The following is a 16,970-nucleotide window of genomic DNA, read 5'->3' as shown; positions in this document are numbered from 1 at the left end:
AGCGCGATTCGCTGCGCCGCAGCCGCCGTGTAGACCCGTTCACGGCACCGGTTGAGCCTGCTATCCGGAACCCCATGGTTGCGAGAACGGAAACCTTCCGGGGCGGGCTCGACGACGTGCGGGCCTTCTGCGCCGTCGTGGATCTCGGCACGGTGACGGCCGCGGCCGCGACGCTGCAGGAGACCAAGGGCAGCGTCAGCCGTCGGATCTCCCGCCTGGAGCGGGCTCTGGGCGTCCGGCTGATGGCCCGGACCTCCCGGGCGGTCTCGCCGACTGCCGAGGGCCTCGCCTTCTACGCCAAGGCCCAGGAGAGCCTGACGCTCCTCGACGAGGCGACCGAGACCGCCCGCGACGCCCGCACGGTGCCGGCCGGGCACCTGCGGATCACGACCTCGATCGATTTCGGGATCGAGGTGATGCCCGAGATCGTCGCGAGCTTCCGGGCCGCCTACCCGCAGATCACCGTGGAGATGCTCAACACCGACGCGCGCCTCGACCTCGCGGCCAACCGGATCGACCTCGCCCTGCGGCTGGGCGGCGCGGAGGAGACCGGCTACCGCGCGATGGTCCTCGCGACCCTGGCGCTCGCCCTCTACGCCGCCCCCGCCTACCTAAAGCGCCGCCCGGCCCCGACGGACCTCGCGGGCCTGCGCGACCACGACCTGATCCTCGCCCGGGAACGGATCGGCACGGCCGGGCTCACCCTCTCCGACGGGCAGGGCCGCACGGAGCCGCTCTCGCTGAGCCCGGCGATCCGGGTCAGCGACTTCGCGACCGCGCTCCGCCTCACCCTCGCGGGCGCCGGGATCGGCCATCTCCCGAGCCTCGTGGCCGCCCGGGCCGTGGAGGCCGGGCAGATCGTGCGCGTGCTCGGGCCCTGGGCGACCCGCAGCAGCACCTTGCGCGCCGTCACCCTGGCCGGGCGCGAGCTGCCGGCCCGCGTCCAGGTCTTCCGCGAGCATGTCCGGACCGTCCTGGCCTCGCGTGGATGCCCCCGCGACAGCGCGGGATCAGACGGCGAATACAGATAAATAGATTTCTTTATCTGTATATGCGCTCTACAGCGGCCCAACTCGATAAATTTTTACCCGATATCGTAGCGCCCGGTTGAGAGGCTGCGCGCATGCTGCGACGCGGCGGCAAGCTCGGCCGCACGGCCAGGGCCCCGAGGGTCCGGCCCGCAGCGCGTCACGTCTGGATCTCGGTCATGTCCCTCCGCAGCCGGTGCCTGCGCGCCCTCGTGTTCGCCGGGATCCTGGCGCTGATCGGGACAACCATCGGTCTCGGGACGGCCCGGGCCTCGCTGCCGGCCACGACCCGGATCGTGCTGCAGAAGGCGGGCCGGTACATGCCGACCGACCTGTACCTGCGCCGCGGCGACACCATCGCCCTGCGCAACGGCGACGCGCGCCTGACTCACCACGCCTTCATCGAGGCGGACCGGTTCTCGTTCGACGCCGGCACTCAGGAGCCCGGCACCGAGACGCGGTTGACCCTGGCCGAGCCGGGCGATTTCGTCATCCAGTGCGGCATTCATCCGAAGATGAAGCTCACCCTCCACGTCGAGTAGGGCTCCGTGAGCCCCTCAACCGTCGCGGCCGAATCCGAGACCGCGGATGATGTCGCCGATGGGATCGATCTTCTGCGACGGGGCAGCCGCCGGCGCGGGCTGCGGCGCCGCGGCGGTGACGGTCGGCCGGTCGGATTCGGCGGTGCGGACGAGGGCGGCGTGGCGGAGGCGGGCCGCCCGGTGGACGCCGCGCTCCGTCCCCTTCGCGCGGTGCGCCGCGGTCCTGCGCGACGGCCCGGCCGGGCGCGCCATCTCGGCGGGGAGCGGGGCAGCCGGCATCGCGGTGTCCGGGACCGCCGCCGCGACCCGCGGCGCCGAGGCGGCTGCCAGGGCGCCCGTGGTCTCCGGCGCGGCGAGCTTGGCCGGCGGGTCGACCCAGGCGCTCCGCGTGACCGGTGCAGCGGCCCGCTTCGAGACCGGCGCGGCGTCTGTCACGGCAGGACGCGCGGGACGCGTCTGCACCTCGTAATTGCCCGGATGCAGAATATGCGCGGCCGCCACCAGCCCGAATACGGCAACGGCAGTCGTCCCAAGTGTGGAGCGATAGTGTTCCATGGCGGAAAAACGTACCGCCAAGCTCCGGGTTCCGCGCGGTCGAGAAGTCGGGGCGCGGTCCGCGCGGCGGGTCGGCCGGCGGAAAGAAAAAAGGCCACTCCCGAAGGAGCGGCCCGAAGTCTAGGGAGGAAACGCCCAAGAAGGGCAGCGGGATCGCGACGCCATCGCCATCCCGCAGTGCAAAGATAGGATACCGCATTGCGGCATGCAACGGATCGGGCGCCGCGGAGGCATGCATATGTACCCGGGTCAGACTGCACACCCATGCGAGCTACGCATGGCGCCGCGCCGGCCCACGAGCGGGCCGGGATCACGGGACGCGATGTCCTTCGGGCCGACCTGAAATCGCCTCGCGCGGCGGGTCTAGGCGCCGGACCGGCCGTCCTGGCCGATCAGGCGCTCGACCTCGGCTTCCGCGACGGCGCGCGCCGCGTGCTCGGAGGTGTGCGGGCGGTACGACCCCCGGACCAGCTTGCCGCGGTCGCGGATCGCCCAGGTGAAGCGACCGGGATCATGCCGGCTCGGCCTGACCTCGACCGTGTAGAGATGCCCGCCCGTCGCACCCATGCCGGGAATGTGCGGAGGCGTCCCGCGCCGGGACAGGGGGTGCGACCGTGCGCGGCAGCCCCGTCCTCCGGACCGCCGCAGCCCGCGCTGAAGCCGCCCTAGCGTCCCGGCCGGCGCCGGCCCTGAGCCGGTCCGCGCGGTCTCGGGCCGCCCGCCACCCGGTCGTCGCTCGGCCTCCCGTCGCTCTGACCCGGGCCCTCGACCCGGCCCTCGGTCCGGGTCCCGAGCCAGACCACGTGCTTCGGGCCGCTGCCCCGGCCGCTCGCGTGGACGCGCTGCTCGTCGACCGCGAAGCCGGAGCGCTGCAGGCGGCTCTTGAACTTCCGGTCCGGGGCGCCCGACCAGACGCCCAGGATGCCGCCCGGCCGCAGGGCCCAGCGGGCGCGCTTCAGCCCCCAATTGTCGTAGAGCCGGTCGTTCTCCTTGCGCATCAGCCCCTCCGGGCCGTTGTCGACGTCGAGCAGGATCGCGTCGTAGCGCTCCGGTCCGGCCTGGATCAGGCGGTTGACGTCGGCCTCCTGCAGGTCGACCCGCGGATCGTCCAGGCAGCCGGCGAAGACGTGGGCGAGCGGCCCCCGGGCCCAGGCGACCACGGCGGGCACCAGCTCGGCGACCACCACCTGCGCCTGCGGCCCGAGGCCCTCGAGCGCCGCCCGCAGGGTGAAGCCCATGCCGAGGCCACCGATCAGGACCCGGGCGCGGGGCCGGTCCTGGAGCCGCGCGCAGGTCATCGCCGCGAGCGCCACCTCCGAGCCGCTGCGCCGGTTGTTCATCAGCTCGATCGTGTCGGCCATGATGGCGAACTCGTCGCCGCGCCGCATCAGGCGCAGGTCGGTGCCGCCGCCGGGCACGGATCCGGTATCGAGATGAACCCAGGGTATCACGCGCGCGTCCTCGTTTGCCGGCGCCCTGTCGTGCGGGCGGCGGAGGGATCGCGGCGGGAGCGGCGCGGCGCGCGGGCCCGGCCGTGCGCGCCGCGCACCCCCGCCCGGCACCGCGCCTTGCCGCGACCGATTCCGGCGGCGTATCAGCACCTATGGCCAAGCGCATCAAGTCGAGACCGCAGGAGCGGGGCTCCGTTCTGTTCGATATCGTCTTCGCGGACGGGTCCCGGGCCTCGAACCGGCGCGTGCCGGCCGAGATCCTCGGCGGCCTCGACGGCGACGAGCCCGCCCGGCAGCTCATCGCCGAGCAGGAGGAGGAGATCGCCCGCAAGGCCGGGCGGCCGGGGCGCGCGATCGAGAGCCTGACCCGCTCGCCGATCGTCAAGCCGAAGCCGGTCGCCTGACCGGCGGCCCGGTGCAGGCCGGAGCGGTCCGGAACGGCCGAGACCGGCCCTCAGGCGCTCTCGGCCAGCCGGCGCGCGACCTCCTCGCGCAGGGCCTCGTTCATCGCGGTGAAGCGGGCCTGCATGCGCGTCCGCAGCCACGGGAACAGGCCGGGGGCGAGCAGGCCCGCGACGGTCTCGGCCTGGACGAGGCGGACGCCGTCGGCGGTCTCGGTGATCCGGACCTCGTGCTCGCCGACGAGCAGGGGCGGCGTCGGGATGCCACCGCGCCACGTGAGCCGCCGGCCGGGCTCCCAGCAGGTCACCGTCACCTGGCGCGCCCGGTAGGCGCGGCCGTTCAGGGTCCGCTCCAGGCGCCAGCGCGCGCCCTCGCGCAGGCGGCCCTCGGCCTTGCGGATGTACGGGTTCCAGGCCGGGTAGGAATCGAGGTCCGTCAGCACGGACCAGACCAGTCCGGCCCGCGCGGGGATCGCGATCTCCGTGCTGCTGATCCGAGCGCCCGTCATCCGTCCCTCCCGGCGATCCGGCGACCGTTCGCGCCGGCCGCTCCCGCTTTCCCAGAACGCGCACCGCCCGCTCCGCGGTCCAGACCGCGGCGCAGACGGCGGTTCAGCCGGCGAATCCAGCGCGCGGCTCAGACCGCGCCCTCGACCACCTCCAGCGCCCGCAGGATGGCGAAGCCGATCCGCTCGGCCTCGGCCTCCGCGTCGGCGGGGAGCAGCGCCACGGTCTCGACCCCCGGCTCGTCCTCGGGCCCGACCACGATGCGGATGACGTCGCCCTCGACCGCCGACGGGTCGTGGATCAGGCCGACCCGGTGGCCGGCTCCCGTGCCGAAGACGCGCAGGGGCGCCTGGGCCGGATCGGGCTCCGGCGCCGGGTTGCGGGGGACGCCGAAGGCGGGGCGGATGACGTTGTCGTCGGACATGCGGGAACCCGGTCTCCGTTCGTGCGCGGCCGGCGGCGCGGCTCATTCCGGCCCGGTCCGGGGGCCGGCGAGGCCCGCCGTCGCCAGCACGGCGTCGGCCAGAACCTCCAGGCCGGCCCCGGCCCAGGCCGGCGTGATGCTCTCGGCCTCGTTGTGGCTGATCCCGCCGTGGCAGGGGCAGAACACCAGGGCCGCCGGCACCGCGCGGGCGCAGTAGACGGCGTCGTGGTAGATCGCGGTCGGCATCCGCGTCCAGGCATGGCCCCGCGCCTCGGCCGCCGCCTGGACGCGGTCCACCAGGACCGGGTCGAACGGGGTCGGGGGCGCGCGCCAGAACTCCGCGACCTGGACGGTGACGCCGCGCTCCGCCGCCAGGGCGTCGGCCCGGGCCCGGATCCGCGCCCCCATCGCCTCCAGCTGCGCGGTGTCGCCGTGGCGGGTGTCGAGGCTGAACCAGACCCGGCCGGGCGTGATGTTGCGGCTCGCCGGCTCCGCCCGCAGCACGCCGACGGTGGCGCGGCCGCGCTCCCCGCCGGCGCCGACCGCCGCCTCCGCGATGCCCTCGAGCGACGCGATCAGCGCCGCCGCGGCCATCATCGCGTCGCGCCGGCCCGCCATGGGGCTGCCGGCATGGGCCTCCTCGCCCAGCACGGTGATCTCGTACCAGATCTGGGCGAGGGCCCGGTCGACCACCCCGACGGTGAGCCCGGCCTCCTCCAGACGCTTGCCCTGCTCGATGTGAAGCTCGAAATAGGCGCCGATCTCCCGCAGGGCGGCCGGGTCCGCCGTCCCCTGCCAGCCGATGCGCCGCAGCTCGTCGCCGAAGGCGTGGCCCGCGAGGTCTCGGGTCGCCAGGATGTCGGCCTCCGGGACGATGCCCATGGCGACGCCGCTGCCGCTCATCGGCGGCGCGAAGCGCGCGCCCTCCTCGTTGCACCAGTTGATCAGCAGGAGCGGCGCCTCGGTCTCGATCCCGGCCTCCTGCAGGGCGCGCATGATCTCCAGCCCGGCGAGGACGCCCAGCGGCCCGTCGAACTTGCCCCCGGTGGGCTGGGTGTCGAGGTGGCTGCCGACGGCGACCGGCTTCCGGCCCGGATCGCGCCCGGGCCGGTGGAAGACCATGGTGCCGACCCGGTCCACGGTGAGCGTCAGCCCCGCCGCCTCGCCCCAGCGCTGGAACAGGGCGCGCCCCTCGGCGTCGCGGTCGGTCAGGGCCTGCCGGTCGTTGCCGCCGTTGGGCAGCGCGCCGATCCGGGCGAGCTCCATCAGGCTGTCCCAGAGCCGCTCCCGCGAGAGCGGGAGGTTGGTGCGGTTCACCGTGCGGTCCATGGCGTCTCTGCTGCTGGCCTCCCGGCGGGATGCCTACCGGAAGGTGCAGGTTACGGCGCAGCGGCAACCCGCACCAGGGCGGGCCCGGCGCGAGCCACGGGCTTCGCGGGCCGGCGGCGCCCGACGGCGCCCGACGGTGGAGCGATCCACGGGCCGAAGTGCGGATTTCCGCCGGATCGCGGCGTCTACCGATCATTTGTGATCGAACTGTCCGCGCGGCGGCGCTGTGAATCCGGTCTTTGCGCCGCACCGGAGCGGCCCCGCATTGTCGAGAACGGGATTGTCCGGAACCGAAGTCTTGATCATCCGCAATGCAACCCGGTGGCGGGGGGCCGCGACGCCGTGTCAAAAGCCGTTCGCGCAGCCGATACTGGACTTCGGGCTCGCGGACAGCATGTGTTGCGGATTAGTCTGTCCGCCATCGTACAATCGTCGATTGTAGCCAGTTCGGAGGGGATTCCATGGTGCTGGCTTCCACGACAGCCTCGGCCCTGCAGGCCGCCGGATTCATCGGGATCTGGGACACGGATGTCCGGGCCGGCCGGTCGATGCTGGATTCGGGCGCGGCCTCGCTGATGGCGGGGGATCCGGGGCTCGCCGGGACGCCGCTGCCGCTGGACGCGGCCCTCGGCCGGATCCACCCGGCCGACCGGGACTGGGTGTTCGGCCGGATCCGCCACGTCCGCCAGACCGGCGGCCCGGTCTCCCTCGAGTTCCGCGTCGTGACCGGGGCGGGCGAGATCCGCTGGATCCTCAACCGCGGCTGCCTGACGCCCGATTCGGACGGCCTGCTGCGCGGGCGCGGCGCCTACATCGACGTCACGGACCTCTACCGGCACGGGATCCAGTCCGGGGCCATGAACGGAGCCGTGAACAGCCCTATGAACGGCGTCACGCACGGCACCACCGACGGGGCGGACCTGAACACCGCGGCCGACCACGGCATCCAGATCCACGCGGCGCTGGAGCGCCACGGCGACCCCTATCTCCGCTCGGTCTCGGGGATGCTGCTCCACGGGATCGGCCGCGCGCTGGCGCGGCGCGACCCCTGACGCGCGCCCCGGGAAGAGGCCCTGGGAAGAGCTCTCGGGAATAGCCCCGGCGGCTCAGGTCCGCCAGGGATGGGCCGGCAGCTCGGTCCGGCCGATGGCCTTGGCGCCGGCCTCCGCGACGGTGTGGTCGTTCTCGACCGTCGAGCCGCTGACCCCGATGGCGCCCGACATGACGCCGTCGGCGTCGACGATCGGGATCCCGCCCGGGAAGGTGATCAGCCCGTCGTTGGAGTGCTCGATCCCGTAGAGCGGCCCGCCCGGCTGCGACAGCTGGCCGATCTGGCCGGTCATCATGCCGAAGAACACCGAGGTCTTGGCCTTCTTCTGGGCGATGTCGATCGACCCGACCCAGGCATCGTCCATGCGGTGGAACGCCTTGAGGTTCCCGCCGGAATCGACCACCGCGATGCACATCTGGGTGCCGAGCTCCACGGCCTTGGCGCGGGCGGCCGCGATCGCCTTCTCGGCCTGCTCGATCGTCACGTGCATGGGACACTCCCGTTCGCGTTGTTGGCGCGACAGCCTGTGGCGGTTTGAAGCGGCCGATGCAAGATCGACCGCAGATCGGCATCACGCTCGACTGGCGCGCTCGGGCCTTTGCTCAGGCCTCACGTTCCCGGGCGGCGCGGATCCGCTCCAAGAGGTCGGTCGCGAGCGCCGCGCAGGCGGCGGAATCCGGGCAGGGCCGCTTCCACACCACCCGCCCGTCGCGCAGCGCGATCCCCGCCTCGGCGGCCATCGCGGTCAGCGGCCGGTCGGGCCGCAGGTCGGCCGCGACGCCCTGCGGCCCGCCCCGGAGCCGGGCGACGCCCAGCGCGCAGCAGGACGCGCGCAGCCGCGCGAGGTCGAACAGCGCGAGCACCGGCGCGGGGGCCGCGCCGAACCGGTCCTCGACCTCGCCGGCGAGCGCCTCGATCGCCTCGGGCTCGCGGAGGCGCAGCAGGCGCGTGTAGAGGCTGAGGCGGATCTCGGGCTCCGGAACGTAGTCCTCGGGGATTCGGCTCGGCAGGCCGAGCTCGATCTCGGGGCTCCAGTCCTCGGCGCGCTCGCCCTTGGCGGCGGTGAGCGCCAGCTGCAGCAGGTGCTGGTAGAGGCCGAGCCCGACGAGCTTGGCGTGCCCCGCCTGATCCTCGCCGACGAGGTCGCCGGCGCCGCGCAGGTCGAGGTCCCGGGCGCTGACCGCGAAGCCGGCGCCGAGGCGGTCGAGGGCCTCCAGGGCGCGCAGGCGCTGCAGCGCCGCCGCTGGCGGGGGCGCGGCCGGGTCGCTGAGCAGGTGGACGGTGCCGCGGCGCTGGCCGCGGCCGACGCGGCCCCGGAGCTGGTGGAGCTGTGCCAGCCCGAACCGGGCGGCCTCCCAGACCAGCATGGTGTTGGCCCGCGGCACGTCGAGGCCGCTCTCAACGATGGCGGTGGCGAGCAGGACGTCGCCGTCGCCCTCCGCGAACCGGACCATGACCTCGTCCATGGCGGAGGGCTTGAGGTCCCCGTGCGCCACCAGGATGTCGAGGCCCGGCACGAGGGCGCGCAGGCGCTCGGCCATGGGGCCGATATCCTCGATCCGCGGGCAGACCACGAAGCTCTGGCCGCCCCGGCGGTGCTCGCGGACGAGGGCCTCGCGGACCGCCTCGGCGTCGAAGGGCGCCACCACGGTCCGGACCGGCTGGCGCAGAGCCGGCGGCGTGGCGAGCACGCTGAGACTCTGGAGGCCGACGAGGGCCGCCTGGAGGGTGCGGGGGATCGGCGTCGCGGTGAGCGTCAGCACGTGGCCGCCATCCGCGAGGCGGCGCAGGTCGGCCTTCATCTTCGCGCCGAAGCGCTGCTCCTCGTCGATCACGGTCAGGCCGAGATCCGCGAACGCCACCCCGCTGCCGGCGAGCGCGTGGGTGCCGACCACCAGCCGGATCGAGCCGTCGGCGAGCCCCGCCCTGACGCGCTTGGCCTCGGCCGGCGCCACGAGGCGCGAGAGCTGCGCCACCTCGACGCCGAACCGCCCGAAGCGGCGGCGCAGGGTCTCGGCGTGCTGGCGCGCCAGCACGGTGGTGGGGGCGATCAGCGCCGCCTGCCGGCCGGAGAAGATCGCGGCCGCGAGGGCCCGGAGCGCCACCTCGGTCTTGCCGAAGCCGACATCGCCGCAGACCAAGCGGTCCATCGGCCGGCCGGAGGCGAGGTCGGCCATCAGCGCGTCGACCGCCGCCCCCTGGTCGGGGGTCGGCGCGAAGCCGAAGCCGGCGGCGAACCGCTCCATCTCGCGGGCCGGCGACGCCAGAACCGGCGCCTCGGTCTCCCGGCGGGCCCGGGCGGCCTCCAGCATCAGGCGGGCGGTCCGCGCCATGGTGGCCTCGGCCTCCAGGCGGCGCCGGGGCCACGTGCCGCCGTCGAGCTTGTCGAGGGTGACGGCGTCGGGCTCCGACCCGTAGCGCCAGATCCGGTCGGCCTGGGTGACCGGCACCATCAGGATCGCGTCGCCGGCGAAGCGCAGGCGCAGGGCCTCGGAGGGCTCCCCGTCCTGCGCGGCACCCGGCGCGGAGACCGGCTCAAGCCCCTCGAACACGCACAGGCCGTGGTCCCGGTCGACCGCCACGTCGCCGGGGCGCAGGTCGACCTCGCCCATCGGCAGGATCGCACGGGCGGCCCCGGTCACGGCGGCCTCTGGGCCGAACAGGTCGGCAGCCGCGATCACGGTGGCGCCCTGCTCGGGCACCCGGAAACCGGCCGCCAGCGGGGCCTCCAGGGCGAGGACGTCGCCGGGCGCCGCCTCGGCGACGTCGGCCCAGGCGTCGATCAGGCGGATCGGGCGCTCGGCGATCTTGCCCGCCTGGCGCACGAGGCGTCGGAGCGGCCGGACCGAGCCGGCGAGCACGACGACGTCGCCGGCCTTCAGACGGGCGCGCAGGACCTTGGCGAAGGCCGTGCCGGGCCGGCGCTCCCCGGCGAAGCGCGGCATGGCGCGGGGTTCGCCGGCCGCCTCGGTGACGGCGAGCCGGCCGCGATCCGCCACGACGGCGCGCCACGCCTCCGGCGTCAGGTAGAGGCCGGTGCCGGGCCCCGCCGGCGCGTCGCGGGTCTTCAGCCGGCCCCGGGCCTCGTCCATCTGCTCGAAGAAGGCGTCGATCCGGGCCTGCGTGCCGTCCTCGACCGCGAGGCGCGCTTCGGGCACGTAGTCGAGGAGCGTGACGAGGCGCGGGTAGTAGCGGTCCAGGCGGTGCTCCTGGCCGGTGAACGGCTCGAAGCTCTGGCCGGAGCCGGGCTCCAGGACGATCTCGGTGGCCGGGTCGATGACGAGTTCGTCGGCCTCCGCCACCGAGCGCTGCGAGATCGGGTCGTAGGAGCGGATCGCGGTGACGCGGCCCGCCGCGTGCTCGATCCGGCAGGGAAGCGGCGCGGCGGCGGGGAACACCTCCACGGTGCGCCCGCGGACGGCGATCTCGCCGGGCTCGTCGACCCGCTCGTCGAGGATGTAGCCGAGGCGCTTGAGGTCTGCGGTCGCGGCCGCGACGTCGAGGGGATCGCCGACCCGCAGGGTCACGCGGGCCGACGCCCAGGTCTCCGGCGGCGGCACGCGCTGCACGAGGGCGGGGGCGGTCGTCAGCACGAAGTCCGGCAGCGCGTCCCGGTCGGTCAGCCAGCGCATCACGGCGGCCCGGGCACCCATCGTGGCCCGCGACGGCGAGGCGTGGTCGAAGGGCAGGCAGTCCCACTCGGGATAGACCGCGACCCGCGCGTCGGGATCGAGTGCCCGCAGGGTCGCGGCGAGGTCCTCGAGGCGGCGGGCGTCCCGGGCGACGTGCACCACCGGCCCGGGCCCCTCGGCGAAGGCCAGGAGCGCCACCGCCAGGGCGCCGGTGGGCATCAGCGGCGCGTCCTCCAGCCCCTGTCGGGCGCCCGCCTTCGTCCTGCGCTTGGCCATGCCTGATCCGAATCCATCCCCCGTGAGCCGGCAACGCCGCATCGGCCCCGCGGGCTCCCGGCCGCGGCGATCCGATCCACAGCCGCCGCGCGGCGGCCGCCCGAGCTCTTCGGGCGGCCCGCGACGGGCGACGCTGGAAGAGATTCCGGCGGGCGCCCGAAGCCCGGTCGGTCGGACCAGCAAGACTTGAGCGGCGCACCAGAAATCGCACCCCCACCGATGATCCGGCGGGACTGTCTAGTATTGAACGATCGCGGAATGCTTGCCCTGGTCCCGCCGCCGGACGCGCGATGCGGAGTTTCACTAGGGGGAAGCGAAAGCTTGAGCTATGACGGCTCCGTGTCGCCGAACGAGACAGTATCCCGACCGTCGGGTTTCGAGCCCCAGCATCCCCAGCGGCTCGCCGCCCTGCGCGCCTACGCGATCCTCGACACGCCGCCCGAGCGCGCGTTCGACGAGATCGCCGAGATGGCCGCCCAGGCCTGCGGCACGCCGATGGCCCACATCAACTTCGTCGACGCCGACCGGCAGTGGATCAAGGCCGCGTTCGGCCACGCCGCGCGGGCGATGCCGCTCGCGTTCGGCTTCTGCACCGAGGCCATGCGCGCGGACGGCGCCCTCGTGCTGCCCGACCTGACCGCGGAGCCGGAGAGCGCCGCCAACCCCCTCGTGACCGGCGACCCGCACCTGCGCTTCTACGCCGGCGTGCCCCTGGTGACGCCGGACGGCTGGGCCATCGGGACGCTCTGCGTCCTCGACCGCGTCCCGCGCACGCTGACCGACCAGCAGCTCTTCATCCTGAAGGCGCTCGCCCGGACGGTGATGACGCAGCTGGAATCCCGGAACGCCGAGGCGGCCCTGCGCCGGAACGAGGAGCGCTACCGCTCGCTGTTCACCTTCATCGATGCCGGCTTCTGCCTGATCGAGGTGGAGTTCGCCGACGGCGACCGGCCCGTCGACTACCGCTTCCTGGAGGTCAACCCCGCCTTCGAGCGGCAGACCGGCCTGCGGGCCCCGGTGGGCCGCCGGATGCGGGACCTCGCCCCCGACCTCGAGCAGCACTGGTTCGACCTCTACGGCCGGGTCGCCCTGACCGGCGAGCCGGTCCGATTCGAGCAGGCCGCCGCGGCGCTGGGCCGCTGGTACGACGTGCACGCCTACCGGGTGGACGGGCCGGCGCGGAACCGCGTCGCGATCCTGTTCAACGACATCACCGAGCGCCGCCGGAGCGAGAACGCGCTCCGAGCCCGGGAGGCGGAACTCCGGCTGGTCGCGGACGCGATGCCGGTCCTGATCGCCTTCATCGACCGCGACCTGACCTACCGGTTCGCGAACGCCGCCTACGAGACCTGGACCGGCCAGGCGCCCGACGCCGTCGTCGGGCGGACCGTCGGCGACCTCCTCGGCCCCGGCGCGTTCGAGGCCCGGCGCGCCGGCATCGAGCGGGCGCTCGCCGGTCAGGAGGTCCGCGAGGAATGGGCCTGGACCTTCCCGAGCGGCCAGGCCCGGATCGCCGACACCCGCTACCTCCCGCGCCGCGGCCCGGACGGACGCGTCGACGGGTTCTACGTCTTCGCCCACGACGTCTCCGAGCGGAAGCGGAACGAGGTCCTGCTCCAGTCCCGGGCAGAGCACCTGGAGGCGCAGGTCGCCGCCCAGACCCGCGACCGCGACCGGGTCTGGACGCTGTCGCCGGTGCTGAAGCTCGTCTCGGACCGGACCGGGCGGGTCCAGTCGGTGAACCCCTCGTGGAGCCGGGCGCTGGGCTGGTCGGAGGCCGAGACGGTCGGCCGGCCGGCCCTGGACTTCCTCGCCCCCACCGAGCGCGCGGCGGCCGAGGCGGCGCTGCGCCCGCTCTGCGCGGACAGCCGGGTCGAGGATATCGAACTGGCCTGCCTGACCCGCGCCGGCGACCGGCGGCGGGTGCTCTGGACCGTCGTTCCGGAGGACGGGCTGTTCTACGGCTTCGGGCGCGACATCACCGAGCAGCGCCAGGCCGAGGAGGCGCTGCGCCAGTCGCAGAAGCTCGAGGCCATCGGCCAGCTCACCGGCGGGGTGGCGCACGACTTCAACAACCTCCTGACCATCATCCGGTCGTCCGTGGAGTTCCTGCGCCGGCCGGACCTGGCCGAGACGCGCCGGCGCCGCTACCTCGACGCCGTCTCCGACACCGTCGACCGGGCGGCCAGGCTCACCGGCCAGCTCCTCGCCTTCGCCCGGCGCCAGGCGCTGAAACCCCAGGTGTTCGACATCGGCGCGCGCCTGCGCAGCATCGCCGACATGCTCGATTCGGTCACCGGCGCGCGCATCCGCGTGGCCATCGACCTGCCGGCGACGCCCCGCTACGTGCGCGCCGACCAGAGCCAGTTCGAGACCGCGCTGATCAACATGGCGGTCAACGCCCGCGACGCCATGGACGGGGAAGGCAACCTGACCCTGCGGCTGGAGGGCGATAGCCCGATGCCGCCGATCCGCGGGCATGCCGGCGCGAAGGGACCGTTCGTGGCCGTGCGGGTCTCCGATACCGGCGCCGGCATCCCGGACGCGGATCTGGGACGGATCTTCGAGCCGTTCTTCACAACAAAGGAGGTCGGCAAGGGCACCGGCCTCGGCCTCAGCCAGGTCATCGGCTTCGCCAAGCAGTCGGGCGGCGACATCGACGTGGCGAGCGCGCTCGGCCACGGCACGACCTTCTCGCTCTACCTGCCGCAGGTCGCCGCGCCCGCCGCCGTGTCCGAGGCCGACCGCGAGGCCCGCCCGGAGGCGGAGCCGCGGCGGGGCCTGTGCATCCTCGTCGTGGAGGACAATCTCGGGGTCGGGCGCTTCTGCACCCAGATCCTGGAAGATCTGGGCCACGCGCCGGTCTGGGCGAAATCCGCCGAGGAGGCGCTGGCCGAACTCGACCGGGCGCCGGACCGGTTCGACGCGGTCTTCTCCGACGTGGTCATGCCGGGGATGGGCGGCTTCGCCCTCGCCCGGCAGCTCCGGACCCGCCGCCCCGACCTGCCGGTGGTGCTGACCTCGGGCTACAGCCACGTCCTGGCCGAGGACGACGCCCACGGTTTCGCCCTCCTGCGCAAGCCCTACTCGGCCGAGCAGCTCGCCCAGGTCCTCTCCGAGGCGGCGCGGCGGGGCGGGCAGCCGGACGCCCGCGCACGGCCGGAACCCGCTTCCGATTAACAGTCTTCGCCAGAATTCATCGGCGTACCATCCGGAAATCTTCCCGCAGACGGGATCCAGATGTAGTCTATCCCCATCCACCACCGGGGCCTCGACCGCCATGCCGCTGACCGGACGTTTCTGGTTCCGCCGGACCTGGACCGGCAAGCTGGTCCTGCTCGTCGAGGAGGAGCGCGGGCGCTGGTTCCGGCGCCGCCTCGGCCGCACCTTGCGCTGGCGCGACGCGCGGCTCCTCGATCTGGCCGAGGGGCCCCTGCGGGGGCTCATGACGCTGGAGCGGACCTACCGCGCCGAGTTCGGCCCCGGCGAGCCGCGCCGCCCCGCCGGCCTCACGGCGGTCCCGGGCGGGCGGGCCCTGCCGCGCGGCGGGCCGGAGCCAGGAACAAGGCCGTCCCTGTCGGGTTGACGGCAGGCAAGACAGCGACGGCGTCGCTGTCTTGCAGCCCCTCGTGGGCGTTTCCTCCCTAGACTTCCGGACCGTTCTCCTGAGGGCGGTCCTTTTTTTGTTGTCGTCGGTCAGTCGCCGGGCAGTCGTCGACATGGCCCGCGACGGACAGCTCTCAAGAATCTCTCAGAATTACTTCCCGCCGTCCTGGGCCTCGCCCAGAGCAACGGTCCCGGCATTGGTCTCGGCACCGGCCTCGAGGGCCAGCAGCGCGAAGGTCGCGAGCCAGTGCTCGCCCATGTAGTCGCCGGTGACGTGCGGGAGCCCGGCCGCGAGGTGCGCCTCCGCGGCCGCCCGGAGCGGCGGTCGGCGGGGATCGTCCGGGCCGAGGGACGCGGCGAGCGCGCGGAAGCACCACGCGCGGCTGAGGTTCAGCCCGTCGAGATGGGCGATCTTCCCGTCGGAGCGGTCGGTCACGCCCGCGGGGCGGAACAGGGTCGCGGGCCGGGACGCCGCGAGACCGGGCAGGAACCGGTCGAACCAGGGCGCGAAGCGGGCGGGCGGCAGCAGCCGGCGCATGCACTCCGCCTCGATCAGCGCCGAGGAGAGGAAGTCGTCGCCGCCGGGCTCGCCCCAGGCCGGGCAATCCGCGTCCTCCCCGTACCAGCCGACGGCGGTGTCGTGCAGCAGAGTGGTCAGCCCGGCATCCCCCGCGCCCTCCGCGTAATCGGCCGCCAGGCGCAGCGCGAAGGCGGTGTTGAAATGGGTCCCGACCCGCACCGGGTAGGACGCCACCGGCAGGAACTCCGCGAAGCGCCGGACGATCACCGCGGCCAGCGGCGTCAGGGCCTCGGACCAGCGGCGCTCGGGGAGCGCGGCGAGCGCGTCGGCGAGCTTCAGCAGCCAGCCCCAGCCGTAGGGCCGCTCGAAGCCCCGGGCGGTCGGGGCGGCGAAGTAGGCGCATTCCCCCGCCACCGTCGCGGGAGTCAGCTGCGCGTCGAGCCGGGCGCGGATCGCCGGGGCCTGCGGGCCGTCCGGGAACAGCCGCAGCACCCGCGCCAGCAGCCACGTACCGTGGACGCAGGAATGCCAGTCGTAGCTGCCGTGAAAGGCCGGGTGCAGGGCCGCGGGGGTGCGGGCATCCGCCGGCCCGGCCAGGACGTGCCCCGGCTTGTTCGGATACTCGCGGCCGACATGGCCGAGGGCGACGGCGGCGAAGCGCGCGGCGATGTCGGGGGTGAGCGTGGGCGCGGGCGTCATCGCGGCATTCCGGCGGGCGTTCTGCGGGGACTCGGCGACCGCCGGCATAGCGGGTTTCCCGGCACGGCGTCAGGGCTCGCGGATCCTTTGCCGGCACGGCCCCGGATCGGCTATCGCGGTGAGGCCGGGCCGGACGCGCCGGCCTCACCGGGAGCCCCCATGCGCCGCGCGCCGCCCGCCGCCCTCCTCGTCGCGGCCCTCTCGGCAGTCGCGGCCCTGGCGGCCGCCGCGGCACCGGCCGCCGCCGCGCCGGACCCGAGCCGCGACGTGCTGTGGGCCGCCCTGAAGACCTGCGTCCTCGCCAAGCGGCTCGCCAACCGGACCTTCCCGTGCCTGTCGGTCGATCTCGGGGACGGTGACCGTCCCGGCTCGGCGGTCCTGCGCGCGCCCGGCGAGCCGACCCACAGCGTCGTCATGCCCACCGACACCGTGCCGGGCCTGGAGGCGCCGGTCCTGCGGGGACCGCGCGGTGCCGCCTACTGGCGGGCGGCCCTGGCGGCGCGGCCGCTCGTGTCGGACGTGCTGAAGGGGAAGCTCACCCCCGCGGAGGTCGGGCTCGCGGTCAACTCGGCCCGGGGCCGCAGCCAGGACCAGCTCCACATCCACCTCGACTGCCTGAAGCCGAGCGTGCTCAAGGCGATCCGGGCGCACGGCCGGCAGGTGCGCCACACCTGGAGCCGCTTCCCGGTGCCGCTGGCCGGCGACCGGTACTACGCCCTGCGCGTGCCGGAGGCGGAGGCCGCGCAGTTCAACCCGTTCGCGGCCCTGCACACCCTGCCGGGCGCCCGGCCGGACCTGCACCGGACGAGCTTCGCGGCGCTCGCCACGCCCCCGGGCGATCCCGAGCCGGGCTACATCCTGCTGGCCTACCGGGCGCCGAGCGCCAGCGCCGAGGACGTGATGGACCACAGCTGCACCGTCGCTGCGTCCCGCGGCGGCGCTTGAGCGG

General features: G+C 74.3%; 16 protein-coding genes. 7 read left to right on the top strand and 9 right to left on the bottom strand.

Features of this window, described 5'->3' with window-relative positions:
* Nucleotides 1-74 precede the first annotated feature (74 nt).
* Nucleotides 75-1,031, top strand: a complete 957-nt coding sequence (locus BM314_RS16520) for a LysR family transcriptional regulator (protein WP_091979043.1) — start codon at nucleotides 75-77, stop codon at nucleotides 1,029-1,031.
* A 176-nt stretch (nucleotides 1,032-1,207) separates the two neighbouring features.
* Nucleotides 1,208-1,570: a cupredoxin domain-containing protein gene (locus BM314_RS16515; RefSeq protein WP_042670121.1), complete on the top strand. Its 363-nt coding sequence runs from the start codon at nucleotides 1,208-1,210 to the stop codon at nucleotides 1,568-1,570.
* A gap of 15 nt (nucleotides 1,571-1,585) precedes the next feature.
* Here the strand turns inward: BM314_RS16515 and BM314_RS16510 are convergent, their stop codons facing one another.
* From BM314_RS16510 to BM314_RS16500, 3 genes are all read right to left on the bottom strand, one after another.
* Nucleotides 1,586-2,005 (bottom strand): hypothetical protein, encoded by a 420-nt coding sequence (locus BM314_RS16510; RefSeq protein ID WP_244539958.1) that lies wholly within the window; start codon nucleotides 2,003-2,005, stop codon nucleotides 1,586-1,588.
* A gap of 483 nt (nucleotides 2,006-2,488) precedes the next feature.
* Nucleotides 2,489-2,692: a hypothetical protein gene (locus tag BM314_RS16505; protein ID WP_091979039.1), complete on the bottom strand. Its 204-nt coding sequence runs from the start codon at nucleotides 2,690-2,692 to the stop codon at nucleotides 2,489-2,491.
* Nucleotides 2,693-2,790: 98 nt separating this feature from the next.
* Entirely contained in the window at nucleotides 2,791-3,576 is a 786-nt protein-coding gene (locus BM314_RS16500; protein WP_091979037.1) for a spermidine synthase, read from the bottom strand.
* 152 nt (nucleotides 3,577-3,728) lie between these two features.
* On the opposite strand from BM314_RS16500, the gene BM314_RS16495 reads away from it, so the two are divergent.
* A complete protein-coding gene (locus BM314_RS16495) occupies nucleotides 3,729-3,980 on the top strand; it encodes a hypothetical protein (protein WP_020093955.1) in 252 nt (83 codons plus the stop codon).
* Nucleotides 3,981-4,030: 50 nt separating this feature from the next.
* On the opposite strand, the gene BM314_RS16490 is transcribed toward BM314_RS16495, so the two are convergent.
* The 3 genes from BM314_RS16490 to BM314_RS16480 form a co-directional block, all read right to left on the bottom strand.
* Nucleotides 4,031-4,486, bottom strand: coding sequence for an SRPBCC domain-containing protein (locus tag BM314_RS16490; protein WP_091979035.1), 456 nt, complete (start codon nucleotides 4,484-4,486; stop codon nucleotides 4,031-4,033).
* A 128-nt stretch (nucleotides 4,487-4,614) separates the two neighbouring features.
* Nucleotides 4,615-4,908 carry a hypothetical protein gene (locus BM314_RS16485; RefSeq protein WP_020093957.1) on the bottom strand — a complete coding sequence of 98 codons (294 nt, stop codon included), beginning with the start codon at nucleotides 4,906-4,908 and terminating at the stop codon, nucleotides 4,615-4,617.
* Between the two features lie 42 nt (nucleotides 4,909-4,950).
* On the bottom strand, nucleotides 4,951-6,237 hold the full coding sequence (locus BM314_RS16480) for a Zn-dependent hydrolase (protein ID WP_042670095.1): 1,287 nt from the start codon (nucleotides 6,235-6,237) through the stop codon (nucleotides 4,951-4,953).
* Between the two features lie 461 nt (nucleotides 6,238-6,698).
* On the opposite strand from BM314_RS16480, the gene BM314_RS16475 reads away from it, so the two are divergent.
* Nucleotides 6,699-7,289 (top strand): PAS domain-containing protein, encoded by a 591-nt coding sequence (locus BM314_RS16475; RefSeq protein WP_020093959.1) that lies wholly within the window; start codon nucleotides 6,699-6,701, stop codon nucleotides 7,287-7,289.
* Between the two features lie 54 nt (nucleotides 7,290-7,343).
* On the opposite strand, the gene BM314_RS16470 is transcribed toward BM314_RS16475, so the two are convergent.
* Nucleotides 7,344-7,778 carry a GlcG/HbpS family heme-binding protein gene (locus BM314_RS16470; RefSeq protein ID WP_020093960.1) on the bottom strand — a complete coding sequence of 145 codons (435 nt, stop codon included), beginning with the start codon at nucleotides 7,776-7,778 and terminating at the stop codon, nucleotides 7,344-7,346.
* Between the two features lie 112 nt (nucleotides 7,779-7,890).
* Nucleotides 7,891-11,196 carry a DEAD/DEAH box helicase gene (locus tag BM314_RS16465; RefSeq protein WP_091979034.1) on the bottom strand — a complete coding sequence of 1,102 codons (3,306 nt, stop codon included), beginning with the start codon at nucleotides 11,194-11,196 and terminating at the stop codon, nucleotides 7,891-7,893.
* Nucleotides 11,197-11,517: 321 nt separating this feature from the next.
* Here BM314_RS16465 and BM314_RS16460 point away from each other — a divergent pair, with 321 nt between their 5' ends.
* Both BM314_RS16460 and BM314_RS16455 read left to right on the top strand, forming a co-directional pair.
* The gene (locus tag BM314_RS16460) at nucleotides 11,518-14,376 is read left to right on the top strand and encodes a PAS domain-containing protein (RefSeq protein WP_091979032.1); all 2,859 of its coding nucleotides are present in this window, start codon (nucleotides 11,518-11,520) and stop codon (nucleotides 14,374-14,376) included.
* A 100-nt stretch (nucleotides 14,377-14,476) separates the two neighbouring features.
* Entirely contained in the window at nucleotides 14,477-14,782 is a 306-nt protein-coding gene (locus tag BM314_RS16455) for a hypothetical protein (protein WP_091681020.1), read from the top strand.
* A 171-nt stretch (nucleotides 14,783-14,953) separates the two neighbouring features.
* Here BM314_RS16455 and BM314_RS16450 read toward each other — a convergent pair whose 3' ends face one another.
* Nucleotides 14,954-16,021, bottom strand: coding sequence for a DUF2891 domain-containing protein (locus tag BM314_RS16450; RefSeq protein WP_091979077.1), 1,068 nt, complete (start codon nucleotides 16,019-16,021; stop codon nucleotides 14,954-14,956).
* Between the two features lie 159 nt (nucleotides 16,022-16,180).
* Between BM314_RS16450 and BM314_RS16445 the strand changes: the two genes are divergently transcribed.
* Nucleotides 16,181-16,966, top strand: coding sequence for a CDP-diacylglycerol diphosphatase (locus tag BM314_RS16445; protein ID WP_091979030.1), 786 nt, complete (start codon nucleotides 16,181-16,183; stop codon nucleotides 16,964-16,966).
* Nucleotides 16,967-16,970: the final 4 nt, after the last annotated feature.

The organism is Methylobacterium sp. 13MFTsu3.1M2, from assembly GCF_900112625.1.
Taxonomy (GTDB): domain Bacteria; phylum Pseudomonadota; class Alphaproteobacteria; order Rhizobiales; family Beijerinckiaceae; genus Methylobacterium.
The sequence above is the reverse complement of the archived record's forward strand: the minus strand, read 5'-3'. Positions and strand labels throughout refer to the sequence as shown.

Bases quoted from the DNA above. Each gene is read 5' to 3' on its own strand.
- BM314_RS16520 (WP_091979043.1), top strand. From the start codon at position 75: ATGGTTGCGAGAACGGAAACCTTCCGGGGCGGGCTCGACGACGTGCGG.
- BM314_RS16450 (WP_091979077.1), bottom strand. From the start codon at position 16,021: ATGACGCCCGCGCCCACGCTCACCCCCGACATCGCCGCGCGCTTCGCC.
- BM314_RS16455 (WP_091681020.1), top strand. From the start codon at position 14,477: ATGCCGCTGACCGGACGTTTCTGGTTCCGCCGGACCTGGACCGGCAAG.
- BM314_RS16515 (WP_042670121.1), top strand. From the start codon at position 1,208: ATGTCCCTCCGCAGCCGGTGCCTGCGCGCCCTCGTGTTCGCCGGGATC.
- BM314_RS16470 (WP_020093960.1), bottom strand. From the start codon at position 7,778: ATGCACGTGACGATCGAGCAGGCCGAGAAGGCGATCGCGGCCGCCCGC.
- BM314_RS16505 (WP_091979039.1), bottom strand. From the start codon at position 2,692: ATGGGTGCGACGGGCGGGCATCTCTACACGGTCGAGGTCAGGCCGAGC.
- BM314_RS16475 (WP_020093959.1), top strand. From the start codon at position 6,699: ATGGTGCTGGCTTCCACGACAGCCTCGGCCCTGCAGGCCGCCGGATTC.
- BM314_RS16490 (WP_091979035.1), bottom strand. From the start codon at position 4,486: ATGACGGGCGCTCGGATCAGCAGCACGGAGATCGCGATCCCCGCGCGG.
- BM314_RS16485 (WP_020093957.1), bottom strand. From the start codon at position 4,908: ATGTCCGACGACAACGTCATCCGCCCCGCCTTCGGCGTCCCCCGCAAC.
- BM314_RS16495 (WP_020093955.1), top strand. From the start codon at position 3,729: ATGGCCAAGCGCATCAAGTCGAGACCGCAGGAGCGGGGCTCCGTTCTG.
- BM314_RS16480 (WP_042670095.1), bottom strand. From the start codon at position 6,237: ATGGACCGCACGGTGAACCGCACCAACCTCCCGCTCTCGCGGGAGCGG.
- BM314_RS16465 (WP_091979034.1), bottom strand. From the start codon at position 11,196: ATGGCCAAGCGCAGGACGAAGGCGGGCGCCCGACAGGGGCTGGAGGAC.
- BM314_RS16445 (WP_091979030.1), top strand. From the start codon at position 16,181: ATGCGCCGCGCGCCGCCCGCCGCCCTCCTCGTCGCGGCCCTCTCGGCA.